Source organism: Flavobacterium piscinae, assembly GCF_004122145.1.
Lineage (GTDB): Bacteria > Bacteroidota > Bacteroidia > Flavobacteriales > Flavobacteriaceae > Flavobacterium > Flavobacterium piscinae.
The window spans coordinates 80,160-106,939 of sequence record NZ_SBKQ01000003.1 but is presented as its reverse complement, the minus strand read 5'-3'; the positions used below and the strand labels follow the sequence as shown (position 1 = coordinate 106,939).

The 26,780-nt window shown below is 32.5% G+C and carries 26 protein-coding genes; 11 read left to right on the top strand and 15 right to left on the bottom strand.

From position 1 onward, the window contains the following. The first annotated feature begins 42 nt into the window (after window positions 1-42). From pnuC to EQG68_RS03420, 4 genes are all read left to right on the top strand, one after another. A complete protein-coding gene (gene pnuC, locus EQG68_RS03435; protein ID WP_129463389.1) occupies window positions 43-666 on the top strand; it encodes a nicotinamide riboside transporter PnuC in 624 nt (207 codons plus the stop codon). Then, window positions 627-2,741 (top strand): DUF4301 family protein, encoded by a 2,115-nt coding sequence (locus EQG68_RS03430; RefSeq protein WP_129463388.1) that lies wholly within the window; start codon window positions 627-629, stop codon window positions 2,739-2,741. The genes pnuC and EQG68_RS03430 overlap by 40 nt, the downstream gene beginning before the upstream one ends. A gap of 1 nt (window position 2,742) precedes the next feature. Next, window positions 2,743-3,144, top strand: coding sequence for an alternative ribosome rescue aminoacyl-tRNA hydrolase ArfB (gene arfB / locus EQG68_RS03425; RefSeq protein WP_129463387.1), 402 nt, complete (start codon window positions 2,743-2,745; stop codon window positions 3,142-3,144). A gap of 306 nt (window positions 3,145-3,450) precedes the next feature. Continuing rightward, window positions 3,451-5,712 carry a TonB-dependent receptor gene (locus EQG68_RS03420; RefSeq protein ID WP_129463386.1) on the top strand — a complete coding sequence of 754 codons (2,262 nt, stop codon included), beginning with the start codon at window positions 3,451-3,453 and terminating at the stop codon, window positions 5,710-5,712. A gap of 38 nt (window positions 5,713-5,750) precedes the next feature. Here the strand turns inward: EQG68_RS03420 and EQG68_RS03415 are convergent, their stop codons facing one another. Beyond that, window positions 5,751-6,179 carry a Rieske (2Fe-2S) protein gene (locus EQG68_RS03415; RefSeq protein WP_129463385.1) on the bottom strand — a complete coding sequence of 143 codons (429 nt, stop codon included), beginning with the start codon at window positions 6,177-6,179 and terminating at the stop codon, window positions 5,751-5,753. A gap of 227 nt (window positions 6,180-6,406) precedes the next feature. Here EQG68_RS03415 and greA point away from each other — a divergent pair, with 227 nt between their 5' ends. Together greA and EQG68_RS03405 are read left to right on the top strand one after the other, a co-directional pair. After that, window positions 6,407-6,883 carry a transcription elongation factor GreA gene (gene greA / locus EQG68_RS03410; protein WP_129463384.1) on the top strand — a complete coding sequence of 159 codons (477 nt, stop codon included), beginning with the start codon at window positions 6,407-6,409 and terminating at the stop codon, window positions 6,881-6,883. Between the two features lie 17 nt (window positions 6,884-6,900). After that, a complete protein-coding gene (locus EQG68_RS03405; RefSeq protein WP_129463383.1) occupies window positions 6,901-7,290 on the top strand; it encodes an HIT family protein in 390 nt (129 codons plus the stop codon). A 52-nt stretch (window positions 7,291-7,342) separates the two neighbouring features. Here EQG68_RS03405 and EQG68_RS03400 read toward each other — a convergent pair whose 3' ends face one another. Beyond that, window positions 7,343-8,491: a sensor histidine kinase gene (locus EQG68_RS03400; RefSeq protein ID WP_129463382.1), complete on the bottom strand. Its 1,149-nt coding sequence runs from the start codon at window positions 8,489-8,491 to the stop codon at window positions 7,343-7,345. A 102-nt stretch (window positions 8,492-8,593) separates the two neighbouring features. On the opposite strand from EQG68_RS03400, the gene EQG68_RS03395 reads away from it, so the two are divergent. From EQG68_RS03395 to aat, 3 genes are all read left to right on the top strand, one after another. Continuing rightward, window positions 8,594-9,472: a flavin reductase family protein gene (locus EQG68_RS03395; RefSeq protein WP_129463381.1), complete on the top strand. Its 879-nt coding sequence runs from the start codon at window positions 8,594-8,596 to the stop codon at window positions 9,470-9,472. A 35-nt stretch (window positions 9,473-9,507) separates the two neighbouring features. After that, window positions 9,508-9,882 (top strand): DUF3127 domain-containing protein, encoded by a 375-nt coding sequence (locus EQG68_RS03390; RefSeq protein WP_129463380.1) that lies wholly within the window; start codon window positions 9,508-9,510, stop codon window positions 9,880-9,882. An 84-nt stretch (window positions 9,883-9,966) separates the two neighbouring features. Next, entirely contained in the window at window positions 9,967-10,608 is a 642-nt protein-coding gene (gene aat, locus EQG68_RS03385) for a leucyl/phenylalanyl-tRNA--protein transferase (protein ID WP_129463379.1), read from the top strand. Here the strand turns inward: aat and EQG68_RS03380 are convergent. Continuing rightward, entirely contained in the window at window positions 10,605-11,165 is a 561-nt protein-coding gene (locus tag EQG68_RS03380; protein WP_129463378.1) for a DNA-3-methyladenine glycosylase I, read from the bottom strand. The two genes, aat and EQG68_RS03380, sit on opposite strands and share 4 nt — an antisense overlap. Before the next feature lie 161 nt (window positions 11,166-11,326). Between EQG68_RS03380 and ald the strand changes: the two genes are divergently transcribed. Further along, window positions 11,327-12,415 (top strand): alanine dehydrogenase, encoded by a 1,089-nt coding sequence (gene ald / locus EQG68_RS03375; protein ID WP_129463377.1) that lies wholly within the window; start codon window positions 11,327-11,329, stop codon window positions 12,413-12,415. A 65-nt stretch (window positions 12,416-12,480) separates the two neighbouring features. Here the strand turns inward: ald and EQG68_RS03370 are convergent, their stop codons facing one another. From EQG68_RS03370 to rplM, 6 genes are all read right to left on the bottom strand, one after another. Further along, window positions 12,481-12,696, bottom strand: a complete 216-nt coding sequence (locus EQG68_RS03370; RefSeq protein WP_129463376.1) for a VF530 family protein — start codon at window positions 12,694-12,696, stop codon at window positions 12,481-12,483. A 26-nt stretch (window positions 12,697-12,722) separates the two neighbouring features. Continuing rightward, the gene (locus EQG68_RS03365; RefSeq protein WP_164975380.1) at window positions 12,723-16,379 is read right to left on the bottom strand and encodes a TraB/GumN family protein; all 3,657 of its coding nucleotides are present in this window, start codon (window positions 16,377-16,379) and stop codon (window positions 12,723-12,725) included. Between the two features lie 108 nt (window positions 16,380-16,487). Further along, window positions 16,488-17,453: a translation elongation factor Ts gene (gene tsf / locus EQG68_RS03360; RefSeq protein WP_129463374.1), complete on the bottom strand. Its 966-nt coding sequence runs from the start codon at window positions 17,451-17,453 to the stop codon at window positions 16,488-16,490. 145 nt (window positions 17,454-17,598) lie between these two features. Beyond that, complete coding sequence (gene rpsB / locus EQG68_RS03355; RefSeq protein ID WP_129463373.1) at window positions 17,599-18,393, bottom strand: 30S ribosomal protein S2; 795 nt, start codon at window positions 18,391-18,393, stop codon at window positions 17,599-17,601. Window positions 18,394-18,537: 144 nt separating this feature from the next. Then, window positions 18,538-18,924: a 30S ribosomal protein S9 gene (gene rpsI / locus EQG68_RS03350; RefSeq protein WP_129463372.1), complete on the bottom strand. Its 387-nt coding sequence runs from the start codon at window positions 18,922-18,924 to the stop codon at window positions 18,538-18,540. Beyond that, entirely contained in the window at window positions 18,924-19,379 is a 456-nt protein-coding gene (gene rplM / locus EQG68_RS03345) for a 50S ribosomal protein L13 (RefSeq protein WP_129463371.1), read from the bottom strand. The genes rpsI and rplM overlap by 1 nt, the downstream gene beginning before the upstream one ends. Window positions 19,380-19,681: 302 nt before the next feature. Here rplM and EQG68_RS03340 point away from each other — a divergent pair, with 302 nt between their 5' ends. Beyond that, window positions 19,682-20,704, top strand: coding sequence for a LacI family DNA-binding transcriptional regulator (locus EQG68_RS03340; RefSeq protein ID WP_129463370.1), 1,023 nt, complete (start codon window positions 19,682-19,684; stop codon window positions 20,702-20,704). Here EQG68_RS03340 and EQG68_RS03335 read toward each other — a convergent pair. Genes EQG68_RS03335 through EQG68_RS03310 form a run of 6 tightly spaced genes read right to left on the bottom strand, consistent with a single transcriptional unit; the run spans window position 20,688 to window position 26,779 of the window. Next, window positions 20,688-22,397, bottom strand: a complete 1,710-nt coding sequence (locus tag EQG68_RS03335) for a sulfatase-like hydrolase/transferase (RefSeq protein ID WP_129463369.1) — start codon at window positions 22,395-22,397, stop codon at window positions 20,688-20,690. The two genes, EQG68_RS03340 and EQG68_RS03335, sit on opposite strands and share 17 nt — an antisense overlap. Window positions 22,398-22,408: 11 nt before the next feature. Then, window positions 22,409-22,780 carry a 6-pyruvoyl trahydropterin synthase family protein gene (locus EQG68_RS03330; protein WP_129463368.1) on the bottom strand — a complete coding sequence of 124 codons (372 nt, stop codon included), beginning with the start codon at window positions 22,778-22,780 and terminating at the stop codon, window positions 22,409-22,411. Window positions 22,781-22,790: 10 nt separating this feature from the next. Then, complete coding sequence (locus tag EQG68_RS03325) at window positions 22,791-23,717, bottom strand: MDR/zinc-dependent alcohol dehydrogenase-like family protein (protein WP_129463367.1); 927 nt, start codon at window positions 23,715-23,717, stop codon at window positions 22,791-22,793. Between the two features lie 3 nt (window positions 23,718-23,720). After that, the gene (locus EQG68_RS03320; RefSeq protein WP_129463366.1) at window positions 23,721-24,620 is read right to left on the bottom strand and encodes a RibD family protein; all 900 of its coding nucleotides are present in this window, start codon (window positions 24,618-24,620) and stop codon (window positions 23,721-23,723) included. Next, window positions 24,621-26,015: a lipopolysaccharide biosynthesis protein gene (locus EQG68_RS03315; protein ID WP_129463365.1), complete on the bottom strand. Its 1,395-nt coding sequence runs from the start codon at window positions 26,013-26,015 to the stop codon at window positions 24,621-24,623. After that, a complete protein-coding gene (locus tag EQG68_RS03310; RefSeq protein WP_129463364.1) occupies window positions 26,012-26,779 on the bottom strand; it encodes a class I SAM-dependent methyltransferase in 768 nt (255 codons plus the stop codon). The genes EQG68_RS03315 and EQG68_RS03310 overlap by 4 nt, the downstream gene beginning before the upstream one ends. Window position 26,780 lies beyond the last annotated feature (1 nt).

Here is a 26,780-nt window from a genome sequence, read left to right as displayed (position 1 = left end):
TCCAAAATATTCCGCAAATTTGCCGAATCAGAATGCCAAAAGATGATTGAATTTCTTTTTTCTCAATATAAAAACTATTCGTATACCGATATTTCACTTGAAATAATTGCGGTCATTTTTGGGTTGTTAAGTGTTTTGTATTCCAAAAAAAACAATGTTTTAGTTTTTCCAACAGGAATCATTAGTACAGGAATTTTTATATATTTATTATGGAAATGGAAATTGATTGGCGATATGACGATTAATTTCTATTATACGATCATGAGTGTATATGGTTGGTATCATTGGACCAGAAAAAAACAAGGGAAAATAGAGTTCCCAATTTCTTGGATGAATCAAAAGGAAAAGAGATGGGCTGTTTTACTATTTGTATTGACCATCACTTTTATCATTATAATTTATAAGTTTTTTGATAAATTTACAAGTTGGACAGCTTATGTAGACACGTTCACTACCGGTTTGTTTTTTGTAGGAATGTGGCTCATGGCCAAACGAAAAATTGAGAATTGGATTTTTTGGATTATTGGGGATATTATTTCAATTCCTTTGTATTTTTATAAAGGTTATACATTCACCGGTATTCAGTATTTTATATTTACAATAATTGCCTTTTATGGCTACATCGAATGGAAGAAAATCTTAAACAGCAACCCACAAGCATTGTAAAAATTGCTATTTACGGTCCAGAAAGCACCGGTAAAACTACCTTGGCAAAACAATTGGCAGAGCATTTTAACACCATTTGGATTCCGGAATTTGCCCGTGATTATCTTCAAAATAAATGGGATACATCAAAAGAAACTTGTCAACAATCCGATTTAATCCCAATTGCCTTAGGCCAAACAAAATTGGAAAATGAAGGATTGTCAAAGGCAAATAACATTTTGTTTGCCGATACGAATTTAATGGTAACCAAAGTTTTTTCAGACATTTATTATGGGGAAACGGATCCTGTTTTGGAAAAAGCAGCAAAAAAACATAAATATGATTTGTTTCTATTAACCGATGTTGATGTTCCTTGGCAAAAGGATGATTTACGAGATAGTCCTCATCATAGAGAAGAAACACTGCGTATTTTTGAAGAGAATTTAATTCATTACAATAAGCCTTATTTAAAATTATCCGGTTCAAAAGATAAAAGATTTCAAAAAGCTGTTGCTCTAATTTCAACTCTTTTGGAAGCCAAAAAAATAGAGTTGAATTCTTTTGATATCATTCAATTGACACATCGTGAAATTAAATTAGAATCAGTTAAAAATCAGATTGAGTTTCTAACCAATGGAATTCAAGCAGTACAATTGGAACGACCGGCCAAACTCCATGACGGAATAGAACCGTTGTCTGCAGAGGAGGCTACTTATTACGCTAATTTTTTTGATGAAAAGCGTAACCATTTAAAACTAAAAAAGTTTGTGCCTGCTTCGGGTGCGGCGAGCCGAATGTTTAAATTTTTAAGTGAGTTTTTACAGGAATATAAATTAGGCGAAGAATCAATTAATGCCTATATCAACAGAAAAAAAGCAAAAAATTTATCACTTTTTTTGATAGGTTTAGATAAATTTCCTTTTTATAAAGAGGTAATAAATCAATTAAGGAATCAATATCCGGACTTTAATAATTGGGGTTATGACAGTAAGCATTATGCGTTTATAAAAACTCTTTTGTCTAAAAATGAATTTGATTTTGCCAATAAACCCAAAGGAGTTTTACCTTTTCATAAGTATTCTTCTCATATTGCCACTCCAATCGAAGAGCATTTGAATGAAGCCGTTGCCTATGCTTCTTCCAATCAAAAAGCACATTTGCATTTTACTGTATCAGAAGAACATCAGTCTGATTTCGAAAAAATTGTAGTAAATGTAAAGGCAAAAATTGAAACAGCTTCCGCAACAGAAATTAATGTTTATTATTCCTATCAAGATAAATCGACAGACAGCATCGCACTTGATTATGACAATAATTTTTTTAGAGAAGATAATGATAGTCTTGTTTTTAGACCGGGTGGACATGGGGCCTTAATTCAGAACTTGAATAACTTGGATGCGGATATTGTTTTTATTAAAAATATTGATAATGTTATTCAAAACCATATTGATGAAATAGCGTTGTATAAAAAAGCATTGGCTGGAATTTTATTAGACAAACAGCAACAGATTTTTGACTTTCTACGACTACTCGATGATAATAATATTAATAAAGAATTGTTGGATGAAATTGTAAACTTTATACAATCAAAATTACATTTTGAAGTGGTAGACGATTTTTCAAAGTACACCAAAGAAAGTAAAATCGATTACCTTAAAAATTATTTAAATCGACCAATTCGTGTTTGTGGAATGGTAAAAAATGAAGGCGAACCCGGAGGCGGACCATTTTGGGTGCGTGACAAAAAAGGGTTGGTTTTCTTGCAGATTGTAGAATCTTCTCAAGTTGATGAAAAGGATTCCAATCAAATGAAAATACTTAAAAATGCTACTCATTTCAATCCGGTTGATTTGGTGTGTGGAATCAGAAATTATCGAGGAGGTAATTTTGATTTAACCGAATTTGTTGATCATAGCAGCGGTTTCATTGTTCACAAAAACAAAGGCGGAAAAGAGCTAAAAGCCTATGAATTGCCTGGTCTTTGGAATGGAGCGATGGCGAAATGGTTAACCGTTTTTGTTGAAGTGCCTCTAATTACTTTTAATCCGGTAAAAACAGTAAACGATTTATTAAAAATAGCACATCAACCTCAGTAAAATGGATACTGAAAAAATTATAAATGAACTTTCATTCAAAGCGGTCAGAAGCAGTGGTGCAGGCGGGCAAAATGTAAATAAAGTTTCATCAAAAGTAGTGCTTTCTTTTGATTTGCTCAATTCACAAAGTTTTAATGATGATGAAAAAACATTGCTTTTCGAAAAATTAAAAACTAAAGTAACATCGGAAGGAATATTTATTTTAAACTGCGATGAAGACCGAAGTCAACTCAAAAACAAAGAAATTGTTACAAAAAGGTTTCTAAAACTCATTCAAAACGCTTTAGTTGTTCCAAAAAAGAGAAAACCAACTAAAATTCCTCGTTCGGTTATTGAAAAAAGAATCAAAGATAAACGTACAACATCTGAAATTAAACATAACAGAAAGAGACCGGATATTTAAAAAGTGTAAAAGCTAAATGGTTTAAGTTAAGGCTTAATTTTACATATCATTAGTTTTTTTTGAAATTGCCATTGCTATCGATTTTTGAAATTGCCATTGCTATTGAAATTCTTTTACTACCTTTGCATCGTCTCAAAGGGGTGCTCTAAATAACGAGCTGAGATCATACCCAACGAACCTGGAACAGGTAATGCTGTTTAGGGAAAAGACAAAAAAATAAAAGTGCACGTTTATTTTGCTGTCTAGAGTATCAATTTTAATTTTTAACTAAGAATAATTACCCCTTTTATTCGTAATCTTTTACGAATGAAAACTATATTCAATAATGGCCTTTTTGGCATAAAATTGTTCAGCAGGTATTGCTTTACGTGTTTTTTTCTATTTTCTTTTAAAGGTTTTTCTCAGGAAACTCCAAAAGATAGTCTTAAAAATATCGATCTTAAAGAAGTCACTGTTTCATCTGTGCGTGCTAAAGAAAAAAACCCTATTACGTTCACGAACGTTTCAAAGGAAGAAATCGCTCTTAGAAATTTAGGACAAGACATTCCTGTTTTGTTACAGTATTTACCATCTGTTGTAACTACAACGGATGCAGGAAATGGCGTTGGTTACACCTACATGCGTGTTCGGGGTTCAGATGGCTCACGAATTAACGTAACGATAAATGATATTCCGTTTAATGATAGCGAAAGCCAAGGAAGTTTTTTCGTGAACTTACCTGATTTTGCTTCCTCTTTAGAAAGTGTTCAGTTGCAACGAGGCGTTGGAAGTTCAACCAATGGAGCAGGTTCTTTTGGAGCTAGCTTAAATATGCAAACAAAATCATTTCAAGAAAAAGGATATGCTGAAATTGCTAATTCATTAGGAAGTTTTGACACTAGAAAGCATACTCTTTCCTTTGGAACAGGGTTGCATAACAGTTTAGAATTGAACGGAAGAATTTCAAACATTGCATCAGATGGTTTTATTGACAGAGCATCTTCTTCTATGTTTGGCTACTTTTTCAACGCAAATTATGCAAGAGAAACTACTTTAATTAAATTATTAGCTTTTGGCGGAAAAGAAAAAACGTACCAAGCTTGGAACGGAAGAGATAACGCTCCTTTGTCAATTTTAAGTGCGACCAATCCGGATTATATATTTGGAAACACTTTTAATATTTCTGGAATTAAAACAAATGACAATGGAAATATTGAAGGTTTTCATGATAATGAAATTGATAATTATTGGCAAAATCATTTCCAATTGCATTGGACTGAAAAATGGACTGAAAAATGGATTTCAAACATTGCATTACACTATACTAAAGGGAAAGGGTATTTTGAACAATATGTTGATGATTATTACTATGCTAATGTTCTTTTTAGTGGTGACTCACAGTTAAGCTTCTTAGGTCTTCCGGATATAACAATTGATGGAAACAGTATTTCCAGTATGGATTACATAAGGAAGCGATGGTTAGACAACGTTTTTTTTGGAAGCACATTTTCATTAAATTATAGGAATAATAAAACTGATTTATTAATCGGAGGGGCTATTAATCGTTATTTGGGATTACACTACGGAGAAGTAACTTGGAACCAATATAATTTTAGCAATATTGGTCGTTATTATGATAATTATGGTAATAAGGATGATATTAATTTTTACGCTAAAGTTACTCAAAATATTAACTCTAAGTTAAGCCTATTCACAGATTTGCAATACAGAATGGTGTTTTATGATGCAACTAGTTTTAGGTTTGAGGATGTTAATGATACTTTCCGATTTTTTAATCCAAAAGCTGGATTGAATTACCAATTGGATTCAAAAAATGTATTTTACGGTTATTTTGGCGTTGCCAACAAAGAACCACGAAGAGACGATTATGAAAACGATGCAACAAAACCAGAACGATTGTTTGATTATGAATTAGGTTGGAAATACAATTCTAAAAAAGTCAGATTTACTGCAAATGCATTTTATATGCGTTATATAGATCAACTGGTCTTAACGGGAGCTTTAAATGACGTTGGAGCTCCAATATTTACCAATAGCGGTAATAGCTACCGTTTTGGCTTAGAAATAGAATCTGTAATTCGATTAAGTGAAAAGTTTTTAATTAGCCCAAATTTCACAGTAAGTCAAAACAAAAACCAAGATTTTGTCTTTCAACGGGATGGTGTTTTACAAAATTTAGGTTCAACGAACATTGCCTTTTCACCCAATTTTATTGCTGCAAATCGGTTAACGTATGTTCCTGTTAAGAATTTACAACTGTCGTTTTTATCCAAACATGTAGGTGAACAATTTATGGGGAATATTGATGCAGAAAGTTCAAAATTAGACGCTTATTTTGTCAACGACCTTAATATTTCATATGAAATTAAGACGACAAAAATTTTTAAAGCTATTCAATTCAACGCCTTAATCAATAATATTTTTGATTTGGAATATGAAAGCAATGGTTATTTTTACACATTTGATGATGATTTTTCATCACCGGGAACTATTACAACCATTGAAGGGGCAGGGTTTTATCCGCAAGCCGGAATTAATTTTTTGGCGGGAATAACGCTCTTGTTTTAATTGATATATGAAATCCTGACTTTACGGTCAGGATTTTTTTAATTATAGATTCGTACTAAAGTACCATTGACTTCCGTTCGATAGCGTTTCAAAGGATATTCTTGTCCATTTAGTCCTTCTCCGGTAAACAATAAATAATCTTCATCATCACAAGGGCATGTCGCAATTTCTGCATTGTTTATGGTCATTATGGAACAAGAACTTATGGGTTGATTTGGACAGGTTGCTTCAAATGCATTAAACCCTGTTCCGGTATAAAAAAGAATTACACCATTAAGGCCGGCATTATTGGTTGTGATAAAAACTGATCTTCCGGTAAATAATAATTCGCTATATTGGGGTAAATTAGTGTCGATAGTAGTATCAAAACGAACGTTAGGAATATAAGGGTTAAAATTGTTGAAACGTTCGCTTTCGCATCCAAAAAAGAAACTACAAATGAAGGTTAGTAAAAATAATTTTTTCATAAACATTTTTTTCATTTGGCAAATTTAATTTAATTACCTTTGACTTTACTTATAAAGGAATAAATTTTCAAATAATTAAAAATTATACTATCTTTGTAGAAAGAAATCCTCTCAAAGGGGATTTTTTCTATTTTATAGAACGATAAAAATAACGATTTTATATTGCAAAGTTCAATTTTATTTGAATTTTGAAAAAATTGAATTGGATTAATAAAACACATGAAGTTATGAGTACAGTTTCGTATTACACCGCAGAGGGTTTAAAAAAATTAAAAGAAGAATTAGAAAATCTTAAACATATTGAGCGTCCAAAAGCTTCTCAAGCTATTGCTGAAGCCAGAGATAAAGGTGATTTGTCTGAAAATGCAGAATATGATGCAGCGAAGGAGGCTCAAGGATTATTGGAAATGAGAATCTCAAAGATGGAAGAGATTTATGCCAATGCTCGATTAATTGACGAATCACAGCTTGATTTATCAAAAGCATTAGTGCTTTCTAACGTAAAGATTAAAAATCAAGCCAACGGCATGGAAATGAAATACACGTTGGTTGCCGAAAGTGAAGCCGATTTAAAATCCGGAAAAATATCTGTTACTTCTCCTATCGGAAAAGGATTATTAGGGAAATCAGTTGGTGATGTTGCCGAAATTACTGTGCCAAATGGAGTTTTAAAATTTGAAGTTTTAGAAATTTCCAGAGACTAATTCTAAATTTTTAAAAAATGGCAAGCATTTTTACCAAAATAATCAACGGCGAAATTCCATGTTATAAAATTGCTGAAGATGAGCAGTTTATAGCTTTTTTAGATGTGAATCCAAACACCATTGGTCACACCCTTTGCGTTCCGAAGCAAGAAATCAATAAGCTATTCGAAATGGAAGAAGACCATTATTTGGCTTTGATGAAGTTTTCGAGAAAGATTGCATTGGGTTTGGAAAAAGCAATTCCATGCAAACGAATTGGAGTAGCGGTAGTTGGATTAGAAGTGCCTCATGTTCATGTTCATCTGATTCCGTTACAAGACATGGATGATATGCGGTTTCAAAGGAAAGTGAGTTTGTCAAAAGACGAATTTGAAGCAACAGTGCAAAAAATAAAAAACGAATTATAAATAAAATCCCGATTCACTCTGGATTTTTTGTTTTACAGCAAACTTATCGTTTTCACACTTTTTTAAAACTAACCAACATGGTCGTGCCTTTGTCTACTTCGGATTGATAAACTCTTATTTTTCCTTTATGGTATTCTTCCACAATGCGTTTTGTTAAAGAAAGACCTAATCCCCAACCGCGTTTTTTAGTAGTAAATCCGGGTTCAAATACCTTTTTAAATTGATTTTTCGGAATTCCTTTTCCAGAATCGGTGACTAATATTTTTACTTCCTTTTCATCTTCAATAATGGTGAGGGATAGTTTGCCGCGACCTTTCATCGCATCAATGGCATTTTTAACTAAATTTTCAATGGTCCAACTGTGTAAAGTTGGGTTGAGGTTCACCAAAATAGTTTTAGTTGGTGCAGAAAATGAAAATTCAACTTGCTTGGAGAAACGCGATTTCAAGTAATCAAACGATTGAATCGTTTCGGTTACCAAATCTAATTTTTCTAAAACGGGTTCGGAACCTACTTTGGAAAAACGATCGGTTATAGTTTGCAGTCTAGTAATATCTTTTTCAATTTCTTTGATGGTGTTTTCTTCAACATTCTCCATTTTTAAAATTTCCAACCATCCAATCAAGGAAGAAAGTGGTGTGCCTATTTGATGAGCTGTTTCTTTTGCCATTCCTGCCCAAAGTTTGTTTTGAGTGGCAATTTTCGTGCTTCTGTAATAATTATAAACCAAAGCGGTAAATAGAAAAATAATTAATATTAACGCAATGGGATAATATTTTAATTTGTTAAGTAGTGACGAATTTCCGTAGTATAAGTACCAATATTTTCCTGGATTGTATTCAATGATTATAGGATTGTTTTCTTTTTTTAATTTTTCAAGAAATTGATCTAATTTTTCTTTTTTAGATATAATATTTTCATCAATGTTTCTTTGATTGATAATTGTGTCATTTTCAGTAAGGATAATTGGAATGGTTTTATTATTATTAATAATTTGAAGAGGCAACTCAATTTCGTCACTTTCCAAATTTGCATTATTTACAGTTTTTAAACTTTCTGCCCAAAGCTCCATTTTCAGTTTTTCTTCATTCTTAAAAATTTGAAAAAATGTATACGTATTCCAAAGAATCAGTGAAACAATCACAAAAGAAGTGAGGATTAAAAACCATCGGGTTACATTTCGACTTTCCGAAAACTGCATAAATCTGTATTTACGATAAAAGTAGTAAAATCTTGTGGGAATTGAAAAATTCAATCGGCAAATACTTTTCAATTTTATACATTTGTATAAACTCAGAAAATAATGGTAAGTATTTCTCCAAAAGATGTTTCTCCTTTAAAATTACAGGGTTATTTGCAAAGTTCAGTAGGTCCGAGACCGATTGCTTTTGCGAGTACAATAGATTTAAACGGGAATCCGAATTTGTCACCGTTTAGTTTTTTTAATGTATTTAGTTCCAATCCGCCAATTTTGGTTTTTTCCCCGGCCAGAAGAGTACGGGACAATACGATTAAACATACTTTAATGAATTGCGAAGCAACAAAAGAGGTGGTAATTAACGTGGTGAATTTTGATATTGTTCAGCAAATGTCGCTTTCCAGCACAGAATATGCCGATGGAGTCAATGAGTTTTTAAAATCAGGTTTAACGATGTTGCCTTCAGAAATAATAAAGCCTTTTCGTGTGGCTGAGAGTCCGGTTCAGTTTGAATGCAAAGTCAATCAAATTATTAGTTTAGGTACAGAAGGTGGAGCAGGAAATTTAATTATTTGTGAAGTGGTGAAATTACACATAGATGAATCCATTTTAGATGAAAAGGGCAATATCGATCAACACAAAATTGATTTGGTTTCGCGTATGGGTGCCAACTGGTATTCACGTTCCAATCAAGGACTTTTTGAAATCCCAAAACCCTTGGCAACGTTGGGAATTGGAGTCGATCAAATCCCGGATTTTATCAAAGAAAGTCCCGTTTTTAATGGAAATGATTTAGGAATGCTAGGAAATGTAGAAAGTTTGCCATCAACCGAAGATATTACTATATTTGTAAATGAAAATATTCAGGTAAAAGGTGTTTTGAGTTCTGCCGATGAAATGAAAGTGCAACAAAAAGCAAAAGAATTCTTGAACAAGCAAGATGCCCTTTCGGCCTGGAAAGTTTTATTAGCCAAACGAGTTTAATATGAGCCAAATTAATAATTTTAAAAATCAAGATCATGGAAGTTTCAGGAAAAATTAAAGTCATTAACCCAGAACAACAAGTTAGTGCATCATTCAGAAAAAGAGAATTGGTGGTTACTACTGAAGAGCAGTATCCGCAACATATTATGGTTGAATTCACACAAGATAAGTGTGATTTACTCAATTCATATAAAGTGGGAGAAGCTGTAAAAGTTTCGATTAATCTAAGAGGAAGAGAATGGGTGAATCCGCAAGGAGAAACTAAGTATTTTAATTCTATACAAGGTTGGAGAATAGAGCGTTTGCAAGCTGAAACTCCGGCAACTCAAATGCCACCGGTTCCGGCAGTAGAAGCTTTTGAACCGGCTACCAACTTTAATGAAGAGGAGCACGACGATTTACCATTTTAATTTATTAAGTATCGTATGAACTAATTCCAAATTCCAAATTTATTTTTTTGGGATTTGGAATTACTTTTTTAGACTGATAAAACAATGTATTTCTTAAGTAAAGAGTTATATTTTCCGCCGGTTTCTGAAGCTTCTTATGAAGGAATACTGGCCGTTGGAGGCGATTTGAGTCCGGAACGCCTACTTTTGGCCTACCGCAATGGTATTTTCCCATGGTTTGAAGAAGATGAGCCCATTTTATGGTGGAGTCCGCCTCATCGAATGGTTGTTTATCCCAAAGATTATAAAATCGCTAAAAGTTTACGTAATATCTTGAACAGAAAGATATTTGAGGTTACGTATAATCAAAATTTTACTGAAGTAATTACATATTGTCAAACTATCAAAAGAAAAGGGCAAAAAGGCACTTGGATAACCGATTCGATGTATGAAGCTTATGTGAAATTACATCATCTAGGAATAGTAAAATCTATAGAAGTGTGGCATGAAAACAAATTAGTTGGTGGTTTGTATGGTGTTGATTTAGGTAAAGTCTTTTGTGGTGAAAGTATGTTTTCACTGGTTCCCAACGCGAGTAAAGTCGCTTTCGTTTCTTTAATTGAAATATTGAAGCAAGAAGATTATCTTTTATTAGATTGTCAAGTGCATAATAATCATTTAGAAAAATTAGGTGCGTTTGAAATCTCGCGAGAAAACTACCTTAAAATATTAAAATCTTCACTTTAACTTCTTTTCCAACAATCTAAAAAATGATCGTTTACCATTCCGGTTGCTTGCATGTGAGCATACATAGTTGTTGGTCCAATGAATTTAAAGCCTCTTTTTTTTAAGTCTTTACTAATTTTTTCTGCCAGCGGAGTGTAAGCCGGAACTTGGTTTAAGGAAGTGAAATTATTGATAATAGGTTTTCCATCCACATAACTCCAAATAAATTTTGAAAACGAACCAAATTCTTCCTGTACTTTTATAAAGGCTTTGGCATTGTTGATGGCCGATTCTATTTTTAACGTATTTCGAATGATTCCCGCATCTTTCATTAACTCTTGCACTTCATAATCACCAAACAAAGCAACCTGTTTATAATCGAAATTGAGAAAAGCTTTTCTGAAATTTTCTCTCTTTTTTAAAATTAAATGCCAACTCACGCCGGCTTGGAAAGTTTCTAAAATTAAAAATTCAAACAATTTTTGGTCGTCATAAACAGGTACGCCCCACTCTTCATCGTGATAATTGCGGTATAAATCATCTTTTTCGCACCAAGTACATCGGTTTTTAATAGCCATCTTGTTTCATTTATTTAACAAATATAAAAAATCAAAGCTTTAATTTGATATTAATGTTTATTTTGGGGGATATAACTTAAAAAATGATAAAAATTACAAATATGTATACAAAAAAAGGGGGTAATTAATAAATTTGTGTACAAATTAGAAACTTTTTAGCGATGAAAATAGGGGTTCCAAAGGAAATTAAAAATAATGAGAGTCGCGTTGGAATGACTCCGGCAGGTGTTTTTGAATTGATTAAAAACAATCATACGGTTTATGTACAACAAGATGCCGGATTTGGTAGTGGTTTTTTTGACACGGATTATGCGGTGGTGGGAGCAATTTTAGTTCCCACTGCTGCAGAAGTCTATGCCAATTCAGATATGATTGTAAAAGTGAAAGAACCTGTTGCAGAAGAATATCCATTAATCAAAAAAGGACAAATCGTATTTACGTATTTTCATTTTGCTTCCAGTGAAGAATTGACAATTGCAATGTTGGAATCTAAATCCATTTGCATTGCCTATGAAACAGTGGAAGAAACGGACGGTTCATTGCCTTTGCTCACTCCAATGTCTGAAGTAGCCGGAAGAATGGCCATTCAACAAGGAGCCAAATATTTAGAAAAACCAATCAAAGGAAGAGGAGTTTTGTTGGGAGGCGTTCCGGGAGTTCCACCCGGTAAAGTGTTGGTTTTGGGAGCCGGTATAGTCGGGATTCAGGCGGCAAAAATGGCAGCCGGTTTAGGAGCACACGTTACGATTTTAGATATTAATATGAAACGCCTTCGCTATGTAAATGATGTAATGCCAAGTCATGTGGTAACTGAGTTTTCCAGTGAATATAATATTAGAAGACATATCAAAAATCATGATTTGATTATCGGTGCGGTTTTAATTCCGGGTGCAAAAGCTCCAAAATTAATTACCAGAGATATGTTAAAAGAAATGCATCCGGGAACAGTAATGGTGGATGTAGCAGTAGACCAAGGTGGTTGTTTTGAAACTACTGTGGCAACCACACATGAGAATCCAACGTATATTATTGATGATGTGGTGCATTATTGTGTGGCCAATATGCCGGGAGCTGTGCCTTACACCTCCACATTAGCTCTAACAAATGTCACTTTGCCGTATGTTTTAAAGTTAGCCAACTTAGGATGGAAAGCCGCCACAGAACGCTATCCAGATTTGTCAAAAGGACTCAACATTGTTGAGGGAGAAATTGTTTATAAAGAATTAGCAGAAACGTTCAATTTTAGTTAATAGGTTTTATTTGTTTGTTTGTTTAAAAATCCCATCGCAGCCAAGGTGATGGGATTTTGTATTTGTTATGTTTTTGAAATCGTTTGACAATACAATTCCTCCACTTTTTTGCGTGCCCAATCTGTTTTTCTCAAAAAAGTTAGGCTGGATTTCACAGAAGGGTTTTCGGTAAAACATTTAATTTTTATTTTTTGGCTTAACGTTTCAAAACCATAAAATTCAACTAAAAATTCTACTATGGTTTGTAGTGTTTTTCCATGAAGCGGATTGGTGTTTTTCATTAGAAAAATTTGAGTTAATCACTAGTCTAAAAGCCATTAAATAAAAAAGGATTAACACCGGAGTGCTTTATTTTTTCAAAACTTGCACGATAATGTTTTTCGTGGATTGATTTCAAGATAGTTCGATCTATTAAATCACTCAATTCCTCGTCTTCATCAATAAGGATACTTCCATAATACTTAAAAGCCAAAGGATTGATTTTTTCATTCTCCATCACAAAAGCCAACGTATGCAGAATTTCTCCTGAAGTGATATACTCAGAGGCTTGTTGTTTTGTTTTATAAAAGTAATAGGTGACTTCTCTTTCGTTTTGAATCAATTTTCTTTTTTCGATAAAACTGAGCGAATCTTTTGCTTTCAAATTTTGTAAATTAGAAATGGCAGCAAGTGCAATCTCATCGTCTGAAAAAGTGACAAGATCTTTTTTGTTCTTGTTTAAAAGTAAATTAACGGTTAAAAAGCGTGTCTCCGGTTTTGAAAGTGCTTCTTTGATTTCGTTTTCAGAAAAAGTATCATTAACTATTCCCAACCTGATTAATTCAATATTCAATTCTTCTATGTTAAGTTTTTTTACGTTTGTCAATAAATCGATTGCTTCTTTATTTTTTGGGAAATAACTTAGAAAGTTTATATACGGAATAAAATCATCCACAATGGTTCTGTCGGTATAACCATTCAATTCATCATCGGTTGTTTCATCCGTTGCATTTTTCTTATTCCAACTCAATAGTCTTTTATAATCCAGTTTCGCATTGGTTAGTATCATTTTCAAATTTGATTCCGCTTTTTTAGCTGGGATTAAATTTTTTTCCAACAAAGTGTTGTAAAAGCTAATAATTGGTTTGCTGTATTCTTTAACTGAATAAAATTGAAATATTTTTGGAAAAAGTTCTTTGCTGTTTTCAGCATCCTTTTCAAAATAATAGAAAAGGCTATTAATTTCGTATTCCAGTTCTGAAATAGGTAATGAAAATTCCATTAGCTCCATTATTTTTTGATAGGCTGCTTTGTTTTTTTGTTCGCTGATTGTTTTTAATATACTCAATTGTACATTGGATAGTGTTTCTTCTTTTTTATAGTAGTCTGTTAAAAACGGAATCACTCGATCGTCTTGAATATCACTCATATTAGCAATCAAAGCTTCCACAACATTATTTTCACTCTGCTTGAATTTATACGTTGTTAGAAATTCTTTAAGCAAATCAAAATCTTCTTTTACTAATTTAAGTTGATAAATATCGTTTATGGCGGTAGTTCTAATCGTGTCTTTTTCACTTTTTAGCTCGTCAATAAACAATTTTAATTTATTCATTTCGGCTAGACTATCTTTCTTTTTGGTGATCTCTATCGAATTAAAAGTATTTTCTATAAATGCGTCGTCATTTTTGTAGTTTTTATTTACCAGCGTTTTTAGTCGATAATAGTTATTTTCTTTAAAAAGAACTTTGTGTTTTACTGCTTGCGTCGCATTTGGTTTAGACACGATTGCATTAAAGACATAGGTGTTTGTATTCTCATTATAATCAAAATCTTTTGAAATGATCTCATAATTGGTTTCATTTTTACTAATCAGCTTATTCCATAACGAAAAAGACAATCCTTTTTTGGTATATAACGAATAATTCAACAACGAAGAGGGAAAGCTGTAATACATTTCATCATCATCTTCATAATAGTTTTCGTAATCATAATCATATTCTTTATTCAAAAAATACTTTTTTATATTGGCTTTTAATGAGTCAATAGGAATTGAGTTGGCAAAACGATGTTTTTTGTTGTGCTCCAAAAAGATTGTCCTACCGGTTTCTGAATTAAAATTATAATTTTTGTATAAGGTGTTGTTTTTGCTTTGATTACTCACAAACAATGATTCGTTTTCTTTGTAAGGAATACTGATTTTGAATTCGGATATACTATCGGTAAAGATTTCTGTTTTTGATTTATATTTTGGTTGGGCTATTTTAAAGGAATCAAAAAAGCGTTTTTTGTTATTATCAGAAACGCTTACAGTTCCTAACAAATAGTATTTGTTTCCGTTAATGATAGTTTTTAGATTAATGTTTTTGTCTCCAATTTTCGAACTGGAAGTGAACGAATTAGAGACTTTATCGTGGTTTGATTCCACAATTTTTACATCGTGTTGCAAATAGAATTCATAGTGAATTTGGTTGTGTTCAAAAGAGGTGTCTTCTAAATTTGAAACATTGTTTAATGTTTTTTCAGTTAAAAAATAATAACCTTTTTCAGTAGAATCATACGCTTGAATGTCAATGTTATTAATTTCTTCTGCTGAATTTCCATACACAAAATTAAAAGAAGGAATTTCTACCAAAAAGCTACCTTTTTCAGGTTTAAATTGGTTCCAATTTGTATTGAATTCTTTTAATTTGATAGAGTTGAATACTTCATTTTCGAATTGACGAACATAATTTCCCGGGCCAATCATTGAAACAGCAATCAATTCCAAAGGCGTTATATAAAAACGATACCGTTGGTTTTTTCCGGTTTTTGAAACATTTTTGATGTCATAACCCGAATAATGTTCCGTTTGGAAGAACTTTTTCTCTAAAATTTCCCCAGGAATATTTTCATAAAGTAAACTATCCAATGATTTTGGATTATACGCTTCGTTGTTTTTATTTAAAAAATAATTCAATGGAATTCGTTTAATGTTAATTACTCCTCCATTTGTGAAATCAGGACTTCCGGTGTTTTGAAATTCATTTATGACGTTTTTGGTTAAAGGCATTTCAATCATTCCATCCCGAATTGTGGTCACTACAAAACCCGGATTAGGGAAATAGGTTTCAATATCTTTTTTAGTTTTTTGACCAATTGAAGTAAGCGTATCGAAAATTGGTGTTACAGTGTATCCTTTCCCTCTCAAAAGTTCTATCATTCCCTCTTTTCCGGCAAGATGTGCGGCTCCAACAGCAGAAAAGAGACTGCCTTTTTTAATTAATTCGTCGATGCTGTTGGCCATGATTTTGTTGCGATTTACAATCAATGCATCATGAGCTTTTTTTGGAAAAATCAGCTTATAAATCGAATCCAGCATTACAACATCCTTTTCTCGATAATATTCATTGAGTACGGTTATAAAAGGTCTGTTTTTAAAAATCTTGGTCAGAATTTGAATGTTTTCTTCTACAGGTTTAACATCTTCTTCGTTTATTTTCATCAGTTGTATGATGGATTCTTTTGCATCCTCCAAACCAACAATTTCTTTTTTATACTTTCTTCCGGTTTGGTAAATAAACATATCTAATACTGTGTCTTCTTGAAAATCGGCTGTTTTTCCCTCCATAGAAGACAACATATTACTGAAATAATTGTTGTTGTTATTAAAGATAGTTTTAATTTCTTCTTTTTTAACCGGCTCTTTGTAAAAGGCAGAATAGGCATTGAAGGAACTTACGATTTCATTTTCCGATAAAAGGTTGGTGATATCATCCCAAGTTTCAGGATCACTTTCGTTTCCAACCATATCAGAAGCCAATAAGTTTTTAAAAAAAGCATCTGAAAGATGATAAGAAACTTTTTCACTTACATGCATCGTTCCATATAAATAGGATTTTTTTGTGAGTCCGTTTCCGGATATTTCCCAAAATAACGTTTTATCGTTTTGAGCGAAAGAATAGCAACTTAAAAATAGAATCGAGAGTAGAATTATTTTTTTCAAAGCAATTTATTTTGATAATAAACAAATATAAATAGAAAAACGGCATCTCAAAATTGAAATGCCGTTTATATGCTAGTAAAATTCAGCTTTTTTAAACTGAAAATGGTATTATCCTAAAGTAACTCTTTTGAAACCTGTAATTTCAACGTTGAATCCTTTTACATAATCCCCAACTTTTTTGCTGTCATCTTTGATGAAGTTTTGATCTAACAAAGCTTTTTCTTGATCTAAAGTAGTGTTGTCAGAGATAAAACGTTGGATTTTTCCAGGAATGATTTTATCCCAAATTTGCTCTGGTTTACCCTCAGCTTTTAATTCTGCTTTAGCATCTTCTTCAGCTTGTTTTAAAACCTCTTCAGTTAATTGAGAAAAAGAAATATATTTAGGAACATTTTTTAAAGTCTTTCCTAAACGTTTTGCTTCTTCATTTTCTTTTTCGATTATCGCAATACGAGCAGCAAGTTCAGAAGCAACGAAAGCAGGATCAAAATCTTTATACGATAAAGTATCCGCTCCCATTGAAGCTACTTGCATAGAAATGTCTTTTGTTAAAACTTCTGCATCGGCAATTGCGGATGAAATAGCAGTTAAAGCAGCGATTTTGTTTACGTGTACATACGATCCAACAAATGCACCTTCTAAAATTTCAAAACCACCAATTTCAATTTTTTCCCCGATAACTCCGGTTTGCTCAATTAATTTTTCAGCAACGGTCATGTTTCCGTCAAATGAAGAAGCTAAAAATTCTTCTTTAGAAGCAAAGTTGATTGCTTTTTCTACTAATTGTTTAGCTAAAGAAACAAACGATTCGTTTTTACCTACGAAATCTGTTTCACAGTTTAAAGTAATAACAGCTCCTTTGGTTTTGTCTGCATTTATAAAAGCAACAGCAGCACCTTCACTAGACTCACGGTCAGAACGGTTAGCAGCCACTTTTTGCCCTTTTTCTCTAAGGATTTGTATAGCTTTATCGAAATCTCCTTCAGCTTCAACCAAAGCTTTTTTACAGTCCATCATTCCGGCACCTGTAGTTTGTCTTAATTTATTTACGTCTGCAGCAGTAATTGTTGCCATTTTGTATCTATTTTTAAGTTTAAATTTTTTTTGTAAAAAACAAATTCCAATAATCAAATTCCAAATTCCAATTTTAATAAATCATCAATTTTTAAAGAGATAATTTTTTGGAATTTGGAATTTTTCCTATCGGAATTTATAGTATTTATTCTTCTGAAGTTGTTTCAGCTTCTTCTGTTTCCACTGCTGGAGCAACAGCTGCTACTACATCTTCTACTACTTCTTCAGTAACCTCTGCATCTTTCTCAGATCCTCTTTCAGAAAGACCTTCGATGATAGCACCGGTTACTAAAGATAAAATTTTATCGATTGATTTAGAAGCATCATCATTAGCCGGGATAACATACTCAACTTGACGTGGGTCAGAGTTGGTGTCAACCATAGCAAAAACTGGAATGTTTAATTTTTGAGCTTCTTTTACTGCGATGTGTTCTGCTTTGATATCTACTACAAATAATGCAGCAGGTAATCTGGACATGTCAGCGATAGAACCTAAGTTCTTCTCTAGTTTAGCACGAAGACGATCTACTTGAAGTCTTTCTTTTTTAGAAAGCGTATTAAAAGTGCCATCTTTCTTCATTCTATCAATCGAAGCCATTTTTTTCACGGCTTTACGAATAGTAACGAAGTTAGTAAGCATACCACCAGGCCATCTTTCCGTGATATACGGCATGTTCGCTGCAGCAGCTTTTTCGGCTACGATATCTTTTGCTTGTTTTTTGGTAGCTACGAATAGTACTTTTCTACCGGAAGCTGCAATTTTTTTCAAGGCTTCGTTAGCCTCTTCAATTTTAGCAGCTGTTTTATACAGGTTAATGATATGAATACCATTACGTTCCATATAAATGTAAGGAGCCATGTTAGGGTCCCATTTACGAGTCATGTGTCCAAAATGAACACCAGCCTCTAGTAAGTCTTTAACTTCAACTTTGTTTGCCATTTTTGTACTAGTTTACGTTCTGTTGATTAGCAATAATGTAGTAGCGATTACTCTGGTCTTCATTATTTAGATGCTAAACTAATTTTCCGATCGCATCGGAATAATAACAACAATAACTTTTTTAATAATAATTTTGTAAATCGATTAACGTTTAGAGAATTGGAATCTCTTACGAGCTTTCTTCTGTCCAAATTTCTTACGTTCTACCATTCTTGGATCTCTTGTTAGCAATCCTTCTGGTTTCAAGATAGCTCTGTTTTCAGCTTCTACCTCACACATTGCTCTTGCAATAGCCATTCTCACAGCTTCTGCTTGCCCTGTTGAACCACCACCATATACATTTACTTTTACGTCAAAGTTGGTTGCATTTTCAGTCATAGACATTGGTTGCATCACTTTGTACTGTAAAGTAGCTGTTGGGAAGTAGTTTTCAAATTCTCTTTTGTTTACGGTGATTTTTCCTGTTCCTTCAGAAACATAAACACGTGCTACAGCACATTTTCTTCTACCGATTTTGTGAATAACTCCCATTACTTTAGATCGTTTAAGTTAACGGTTTTTGGTTGTTGAGCCGCATGTTTGTGCTCAGTACCAACATTTACATTTAAATTGCGGAATAGTTGAGCACCTAATTTGTTTTTAGGTAACATTCCTTTTACAGCCTTTTCTACTAAAGTTGCAGGGTTTTTTTGTTGCATTACTTTAGCTGTTAGGCTTCTTTGTCCACCTGGGTAACCTGTGTGACGGATGTACGTTTTGTCATCCAACTTGTTACCAGTCAGGTTGATTTTTTCTGCGTTGATAACAATTACGTTATCCCCACAATCAACGTGCGGAGTATAACTTGGCTTATATTTACCTCTCAAAAGCATCGCTACTTTTGAAGCTAAACGACCTAAGTTATGACCCTCAGCATCTACAACAATCCACTGCTTGTCTGCGGTAGCTTTGTTGGCTGAAACTGTCTTGTAGCTTAATGTGTTCACAATAATTTATTTTAATTAAACATTCCATCCCCAATAAAGGGGTTGCAAAAGTACAATTAATTATGATAAAAGCAAATAGCTATTTGAGATTATTTTTATTGACTAATTTTTTAGGCACTAATTTTGCTAATACTACTGATTTTAAAGGGGTAACTATACAATTTTTCTCTAATTAATTATGTTCATTTTAAGCTCATTTGATTGAGTTTTTATAACAATTATCTAATTTCATCATCAGATTAACTTCAAATGCATCTAATCTATTTATTATTTTACTATTTTTACGTCTAAATTCGAAAGGTATGAAGCCAAAAGCCACTTTAAAACAAATTTCCAAAGATTTAGGAATTTCCGTTTCCACGGTTTCTAAAGCTTTGAGTGATAGTCATGAAATTAGTGAGCCTACTAAAATTAGGGTTCAGGAATATGCTAAGCTTCAAAATTACAAGCCAAATTCAATGGCTAAGAATTTAAAAAATCAGCGTACGAACACTATCGGTGTGATCATTCCTAATATATTGAATCCCTTTTTTGCCAAAGTATTTAGCGGAATTGAAAAAGCTGCCAATGCAAAAGGCTATAATGTAATTACGTATATTTCCAATGAATCGCTTAGCAAAGAAAAGCAAGCCATGGATTTGTTGAGTAACGGAACTGTTGATGGTTTTATTCTTTCGGTTTCGGAGGAATCTCAAGCAAAAAATATTTCTTCACACTTTAAAGAGATTCTTCGAGAAGGATTGCCTATTGTCATGTTTGATCGAATAATGGAAGATGTCAATTGTGACAAAGTGATTGTAGATGATTTTGAATCATCTGTTGAAGCAGTGAATCATTTATTGAAATTGAAATGTAAAAAAATCGCTTTACTTTCTTGTATTGATAATTTAAGTGTTGGAAAACTTAGAGCAAAAGGTTATGAGCGTGCTCTTCAGGACAACAAAATAGCCATAGATGAAAAATGCATCATTATAACAGACAGTCAAGAAGATTTTGATGTTCGTTTAGAAAAATTATTAGCAACCAAAGAAGTAGATGGCATTTTAGCTGTTGACGAACACGCTTCCACCATGGCCATGAAAATTGCCATCCAAAAAGGAATAAAAATTCCGGATGAGTTATGCGTCATAGGATTTGCAGATGGTGTTTGGTCTAGAAGACTAACGCCAAGTTTATCCACCATCAGCCAACACGGACCGGAAATTGGGGAAGAAGCCGCTAAACTTTTAATCGAAAAACTTGAACGAAAACAAGAAACACCAACGTATAAAACGACGGTTGTAAAAACGGAGTTAAGACAACGGGATTCTACGAGGAGGATGTAGGTTTTTCTTGAAAGTAAGTAATAAATTTATCTAAAAATAAAAACTTAAAATCTTCATGACCTAATTCTTGTTTGTTATTGTGTATTTCCACAGTTGAATTAAATCTTTCCAATTTTACATCAGTTATAAATGCTTTGTCTTTGGAAATAATATGAATGGGTGATTTAAAAGAATTCTTTGTTGTGGTTAATAATGGTGGCTGATGGTCTCCAAAAATAACAAAAATGGAATGCTCATTTTCTGATAAAACAAAATCGGTAATTGTTTTTAATTGATAGTCAATGGCCAAAAAATAATTTTCTTTGATGTTTTTTTCAAGAGCCGTTGTAGGTTTAAATGCATTTCGGTTAGCCAAATTACATTCTTCCCAATTTTTGAACAAATGCGTAGGCGTTTCGAAATTAGCATGTGAATTAATGGTTTCTACAAAAAAACTAATGGGTTGATTGGGATATTTTTCTTTTATAAGTGCTCGAGATTTTTGCAACATATACTGGTCTGGTGCTGAAGGCCCAAAATTGAATTTTTCACCGGTATAGTCTAAATCTTTAAATTTAATCACATTTTTTGTTCCTAAAAAAGAAAGTGTTTCTTCCCATTCAATCGTAAAATTTTCATATCCACCTACTGCTGCTATGAGCGTAGTGGCATAACCTAACTCTTCCAAAATGGTAAAGATGGATTGTGTTTTGTATTTTTCTCTTTCGTGAAAGAGTTTTCGATAAAGTAAATCAGAGGTAATTTTAATTCCCATTAAAAAACTCGAATAGGCCATCCAAGATCCACCACCAGAAACCGGTGAATTTGAAAAACTACTGGTAATATGCCAATCTTTCGACTGTAAATTTTGATTAAAATCTGAAATTAATTTATTGTATTTTTCTTTAAAATAATCATCTTCATGTAAAATTGCTCCATAGGATTCAATTGCGATGAAATAAATATTTGGTTTGCTTTTAAATGGGATATTTTTCGAAAAAGTAAAGGTATTATTCGCGATAATTCCGGGTAAACTCCTTAATTCTTCTTTAGTTTTTTTACAAAAAAAACGATTTGACTGAATTAATAATATTGAAAATTGAATAGCAAAAAAGCTGAGGTAATTGAAATCAAATTCTTTTTTGAAAACAAAAGGATTTGTTTTTTTTACTACTGAAAAAATAAAAGCCACAAAAACTATTATCAAACAAAAAAGAAGCAACGGAAAAGAATTTCCAACATATATTTCATTGATTAACAATGTGTTTGCATAACAAAGTCCAACCAAAAAAACGATAAGAAAAACTAAACCAACTATGAATTGTAATCGATAACCGTTGAGGGCAATTTGAACTCCTTGTTTGATTAATTTCCAATCAGAAGCAATACATGGATACGTTTTATAAATACCCAATATACTGTAATGATAAAAAAATAAAATGCAGGTTAGCAAATAAACAAGTCCAATTAGAACCATTGCCCATGTTAAGGGAATAAAATCCTTAACTAATATCAAAACGAGCACTACACTGCTAAATTCAAAATTAAACCGAAAAATATCATCATTAAATCGATTGATGATTTTTTTTACGTTTAACGATTTTTGCTCAATTAACTCTGATATCGGAAAAAAACTACTGTTGTTTTTATTAAAATAATACCTGGGAATAAACAAGGTAAAATTTAAAGTAAAAAAAAGTAGTAATGCAACCATTGGTTAAAAAATTAAGGTTTAAAGCCAGCCCAGGCACTTGGATTTTCTTTAATAGTAACACCTATTTTTCCTGAAAATGTGTTTTTTACTTTTGCAGAAACTTCTTCAAAAATATGCCTTGCTACAAATTCTGTTGTCGTCAATTTTCCTTTAAACAGTTCTAAATCATCTAGATTTTGATAGTCTAATTTTTTCAAAACCTCTTTCACAATCTCATGAGCTAAACCAATATCAATCACAACATTGTGTTCATCAAGTTGTTCGGATTTAAAGGAAACATCTACAACATAGGTGGCTCCATGTACATTTTGTGCCGGTCCAAAAAAAGGATTTTTTAAGGAATGAGCAATCATAATACTTTCTCTAATTTTTACAAAATACATCGTTTTTAGTTTAATATTTTACAACGGTTATAAAATTTGTATTCATCTTTTGTTTAAAAAATTCGGGTAATTCGTGAAATGAAATAAGCGAAATATACTCGCGAATGGGTAGGGTTTGCAGTAGTTTTTCAGCTAATTTTTTTCGGGATAAAAAATCTTCAGCATTTTTCTTTATCAATGGAATGGCAGAAACTTGAGCACTTATAATCTGTAATCGATTATAATGAAAATGACCACCTAAATTTAACTCAACAGGATGATTTCCATACCAGCTTAATTCAATAATTTTCCCTTCCTCAGCACCATGGTCAATACAATATTGTAACCCTTTTTCATTTGCTGAAACATGAAAAGAAAGGGTAAATTTATCGGTTTCCTGTGCAATTGAAAAACCGTTTTTTGCTAAAATCGCCACTTTATCTTCGTTCTTTTCTTTTACATAAACTTCGGCTTGGCAATAACTTCTCAAAGTTTCGGCTAAAAGCACACCCACACTTCCGAGTCCGCAAACCAACACTTTTTGATTAGGTTGAATAGCTGAAACCCAGATCGCATTGATAACAGTTTCCATATTGGCCAATTGTGTTGCTAAAATCGGATCGGATAGTTCAGAGCATACAAAACAATCTTTTTCATCTACCCAACAGGTTGTTTGATGAGGATGCATCACGTGAATTAACGCTCCATTATTGTTTGTTCCCACCAATGAATAACCGTATTTTATAGGGAAATCGAAAGAACCTTCCATATAGGGAACAGCCATTTTTTCATGTAAAAGCGGAGGAACTTTTCCTTGTGATACGATTGTTTCTGTTCCCAAACTAATGGAAGAATACAGACTTTTGATTTCCATTTTATCCGAATTAGGCATTTCAATACTTTCTGAAATAATTTCAGAGTGATTTTTTCCCAGATGCCAAAAGGATTTATAATGCATTTTTTAAAGGTTTGAAACAGTCATCATGGCGTTACCAATTTTAAAATAAGTCGGATTTTTTAGATGAATGGCACCGGAAAGTTCATTTATTTCTTCTAATTCTATTCCATTTAACCCAGAGCCAAAAAGCAATGGAGCGATATGGAATTCTATCCGAGAAAGCGTATTTTCTTCAATAAATTTCCGAATTGTTTGCGAGCCACCTTCTATTAAAACCGAATGAATACCTTTTTTTTTCAATTCCATCAGTAAATTTTTAGAATCGATCCATCCTGCTTTATTTTTAACAACAATTACTTCGGTTTCTTCCGGCAAATCGCCATAATCCAAATCAGTAGAACTCATCAATAAAGTTTTGCCGGTTGAAAGTGTTTCTAAGGCAAGTGTTGAATTGGCAACAATCACTTTTATTGGGTTTTCTCCTTTGACTAAGCGTACATTCAACTGCGGTTTATCAATTCGAAAAGTGTTTCCGCCAATTAATATAGCGTCTACTAGGGCTCTAATGCGATGCGAATGGATTAAATTTTCCTGATTGCCTATCCATTTCGATTTTCCGGTTGGAGTGGCAATTTTACCGTCAATGGTTTGGGCAATATGTACGCAAGTAAATGGAATTTCTGCGGCTCTATTCACAATAAAATAACCTAAATAAAGCGAGAAAATTTTCTTTACTTTTTTGGGAAAAACATCAGCAAAACCAATTTCATAAAATTCATTTGAATGAAGAAGAGTTGGATTGAAACGAATAATAGCAATACTGTCTAAAGGCAATGAGGTGGAAAGACTTTTATGTGCTTTTAGTTCAGGAGAAATCAAGATAGATTCACGATTACAATCAATCGTTTTATAAATGGCTTTGATTTCCAAAAGTAATTCCCAATAAATCGCTTTGATTTTCATTTAATGCAAAATGGTTTTTAATTTTTTTTGATAAAAATGAACAAACAGTAATCCCAACACAATGCATTGTCCGGAAGCTATCAAATATACAAACTTTGTTTGTGGATTAAAAAGTAAAAATAGATTCAATATGATGAATCCAATAGTAAAAGCCATCACTTTTTTTGATGGGAGTACTTTGTTTTCTATCATAAAATAAAAAATCACCATATTCAGCAGATTTGAAATGCCTATGGAAAGGATTGCTCCATTGATGCCCATGATTGGAATCAATAGATAAAACATTCCCGCCATGATGATAATTTTAATCAAAAGCACGTTGTTTAATTTTGAAACTTTTTGCTTGTAAATGAGGATTAAGGCCATAAAACGAATCCCAATTAAAGGGAAAAAGGCCAAAACCATAGGGATGAAATAGGTGGTTAACCCGACATATTTTTCATTTTGTAAAAACCAATCAATATTAAAACCAAATCCGATTAAAAAGCTAAATACGACTAATCCAATCCATAAATAAAAATCCAATTGTTCTTGAATTTTACTCGGGTTTAAAAACGTTTTATCGCTTAAATTGCTATATAAATCCGGACGAATGGCATTGTCAACCGCATTAAAAAAAGTGTTCGTTGCTCCGATAATGCTTATTAAAACGGCATAGCGGGCTAACTCCGAAAGGGTCAAAAAACGTTCTATAAAAAATCGGTCCATTTGACTTTCTATGCTATATAAAACTAAAAAAGGTAAAAAAGGCCATGAAAAACGGAGCGATTCCATTAAAAGTTTTTTGGAAATAGAAAACTGAAATAAAGTAGAATTTTTAATTAATATAAACGTGAGTACAAGTAAATTTACAATAAGAGCAGCAGCTAAAAATCCAAAAAAGGAAGTGTGAAAAATAAACACACAACACAATTGTAAACCATGAGTGGCAAAAGCTAAAACAATACTAAATAAGCTATACGCTGTAACTTTTGAATTGTTTTGTAAATAAATAAAAAATAAGTTGTTTAAGTTGCCAATGAGAAAACTAGAAAAAATCAGATACGAATATGGAAAAAACTGCATGTCATTTTTGAACAGTACATCAAAAAGGTTTTTACCAAAAAACAAAAATAAAACTAGCCAAACAAGCGAACAAATGACATTGAAATGAAATATCGTTCGAAAAAGGGCAAGTTGTTTAGTTTTGTTTTCTTTCTCGTAAAAGAAAATGGTTCTATAGGCTTGTTCTGTTTTCAAGTTGAAAAAAATGGAAAAAACAACTAAAAATGAATTGGTTAACGCCAGCACCACATATTCTGTTGGTGTCAGAAATTTTAAATAAACAGGGAGTAATACCAACATCAGAATTTGGGAAAGGATTCCGGTGAACGTATATATTACTGTTTTTTTCATTGAATTTTAGTAATAATCATCAACTTGTATTTCATTTGTTTTTTGGTATACAAATAGTCTAATAAAATCCCGCCTTTAAATAATTTTTTATAACGTGAATTTTTTTTAAAAAACCTAAAAAACAGCATTTGTATATGAATTTTCAAAGGTGATTTTAATCGCATTAACGGAGTTAAATCTTCACTACTTATCCTAAAATTAGCACCATCAATTTGTATGTCTTTTTCTGAAATAAGGCTGTTTAAATGCCAATTTTCTTTTAATTGTTGGCTGAAAGTATTCTCATGACCGTCAAAAAAATCATCTACAATAATAAGTTGGCCATTTATCGTTAATGCATTTAGTAAAGTAGCGAATGATTTTTGAATGTCTAAACTGTGCTTTAACGATTCTACGCAAAAAATAAGGTCGAATGGAGTTGAAATTTCATCAAATGAGGCCAATTGAAACTGACAATTTTCCATCTTCAATTTTGTTTTCATTGCATTGGCTCGTTCAATTTCTTTTTTGCTCACACTGATGCCTGTTACCTGTTTTGCTTGATTTTTGGCAAAAAGAAAACTACCAAATCCAACTCCACAACCCGCATCAAGAATTGTTTTTCCATTGCAGTCTACTTTTGAAATCAGGAATTCATAAATATCCGTAAAATGCTCAGGGAAATGTAATTGCTTATGTATTGGATAGACAGCTTCTTTCTTGAATTTAGCTTCCAGTTCAAAAAGTGAATTGTAAAGTTGTGATATGTCTTTTGCGGTATTCAAA

Bases quoted from the DNA above. Each gene is read 5' to 3' on its own strand.
- pnuC (WP_129463389.1), top strand. From the start codon at position 43: ATGATTGAATTTCTTTTTTCTCAATATAAAAACTATTCGTATACCGAT.
- EQG68_RS03430 (WP_129463388.1), top strand. From the start codon at position 627: ATGGAAGAAAATCTTAAACAGCAACCCACAAGCATTGTAAAAATTGCT.
- arfB (WP_129463387.1), top strand. From the start codon at position 2,743: ATGGATACTGAAAAAATTATAAATGAACTTTCATTCAAAGCGGTCAGA.
- EQG68_RS03420 (WP_129463386.1), top strand. From the start codon at position 3,451: ATGAAAACTATATTCAATAATGGCCTTTTTGGCATAAAATTGTTCAGC.
- EQG68_RS03415 (WP_129463385.1), bottom strand. From the start codon at position 6,179: ATGAAAAAATTATTTTTACTAACCTTCATTTGTAGTTTCTTTTTTGGA.
- greA (WP_129463384.1), top strand. From the start codon at position 6,407: ATGAGTACAGTTTCGTATTACACCGCAGAGGGTTTAAAAAAATTAAAA.
- EQG68_RS03405 (WP_129463383.1), top strand. From the start codon at position 6,901: ATGGCAAGCATTTTTACCAAAATAATCAACGGCGAAATTCCATGTTAT.
- EQG68_RS03400 (WP_129463382.1), bottom strand. From the start codon at position 8,491: ATGCAGTTTTCGGAAAGTCGAAATGTAACCCGATGGTTTTTAATCCTC.
- EQG68_RS03395 (WP_129463381.1), top strand. From the start codon at position 8,594: ATGGTAAGTATTTCTCCAAAAGATGTTTCTCCTTTAAAATTACAGGGT.
- EQG68_RS03390 (WP_129463380.1), top strand. From the start codon at position 9,508: ATGGAAGTTTCAGGAAAAATTAAAGTCATTAACCCAGAACAACAAGTT.
- aat (WP_129463379.1), top strand. From the start codon at position 9,967: ATGTATTTCTTAAGTAAAGAGTTATATTTTCCGCCGGTTTCTGAAGCT.
- EQG68_RS03380 (WP_129463378.1), bottom strand. From the start codon at position 11,165: ATGGCTATTAAAAACCGATGTACTTGGTGCGAAAAAGATGATTTATAC.
- ald (WP_129463377.1), top strand. From the start codon at position 11,327: ATGAAAATAGGGGTTCCAAAGGAAATTAAAAATAATGAGAGTCGCGTT.
- EQG68_RS03370 (WP_129463376.1), bottom strand. From the start codon at position 12,696: ATGAAAAACACCAATCCGCTTCATGGAAAAACACTACAAACCATAGTA.
- tsf (WP_129463374.1), bottom strand. From the start codon at position 17,453: ATGGCAACAATTACTGCTGCAGACGTAAATAAATTAAGACAAACTACA.
- rpsB (WP_129463373.1), bottom strand. From the start codon at position 18,393: ATGGCAAACAAAGTTGAAGTTAAAGACTTACTAGAGGCTGGTGTTCAT.
- rpsI (WP_129463372.1), bottom strand. From the start codon at position 18,924: ATGGGAGTTATTCACAAAATCGGTAGAAGAAAATGTGCTGTAGCACGT.
- EQG68_RS03340 (WP_129463370.1), top strand. From the start codon at position 19,682: ATGAAGCCAAAAGCCACTTTAAAACAAATTTCCAAAGATTTAGGAATT.
- EQG68_RS03335 (WP_129463369.1), bottom strand. From the start codon at position 22,397: ATGGTTGCATTACTACTTTTTTTTACTTTAAATTTTACCTTGTTTATT.
- EQG68_RS03330 (WP_129463368.1), bottom strand. From the start codon at position 22,780: ATGTATTTTGTAAAAATTAGAGAAAGTATTATGATTGCTCATTCCTTA.
- EQG68_RS03325 (WP_129463367.1), bottom strand. From the start codon at position 23,717: ATGCATTATAAATCCTTTTGGCATCTGGGAAAAAATCACTCTGAAATT.
- EQG68_RS03320 (WP_129463366.1), bottom strand. From the start codon at position 24,620: ATGAAAATCAAAGCGATTTATTGGGAATTACTTTTGGAAATCAAAGCC.
- EQG68_RS03315 (WP_129463365.1), bottom strand. From the start codon at position 26,015: ATGAAAAAAACAGTAATATATACGTTCACCGGAATCCTTTCCCAAATT.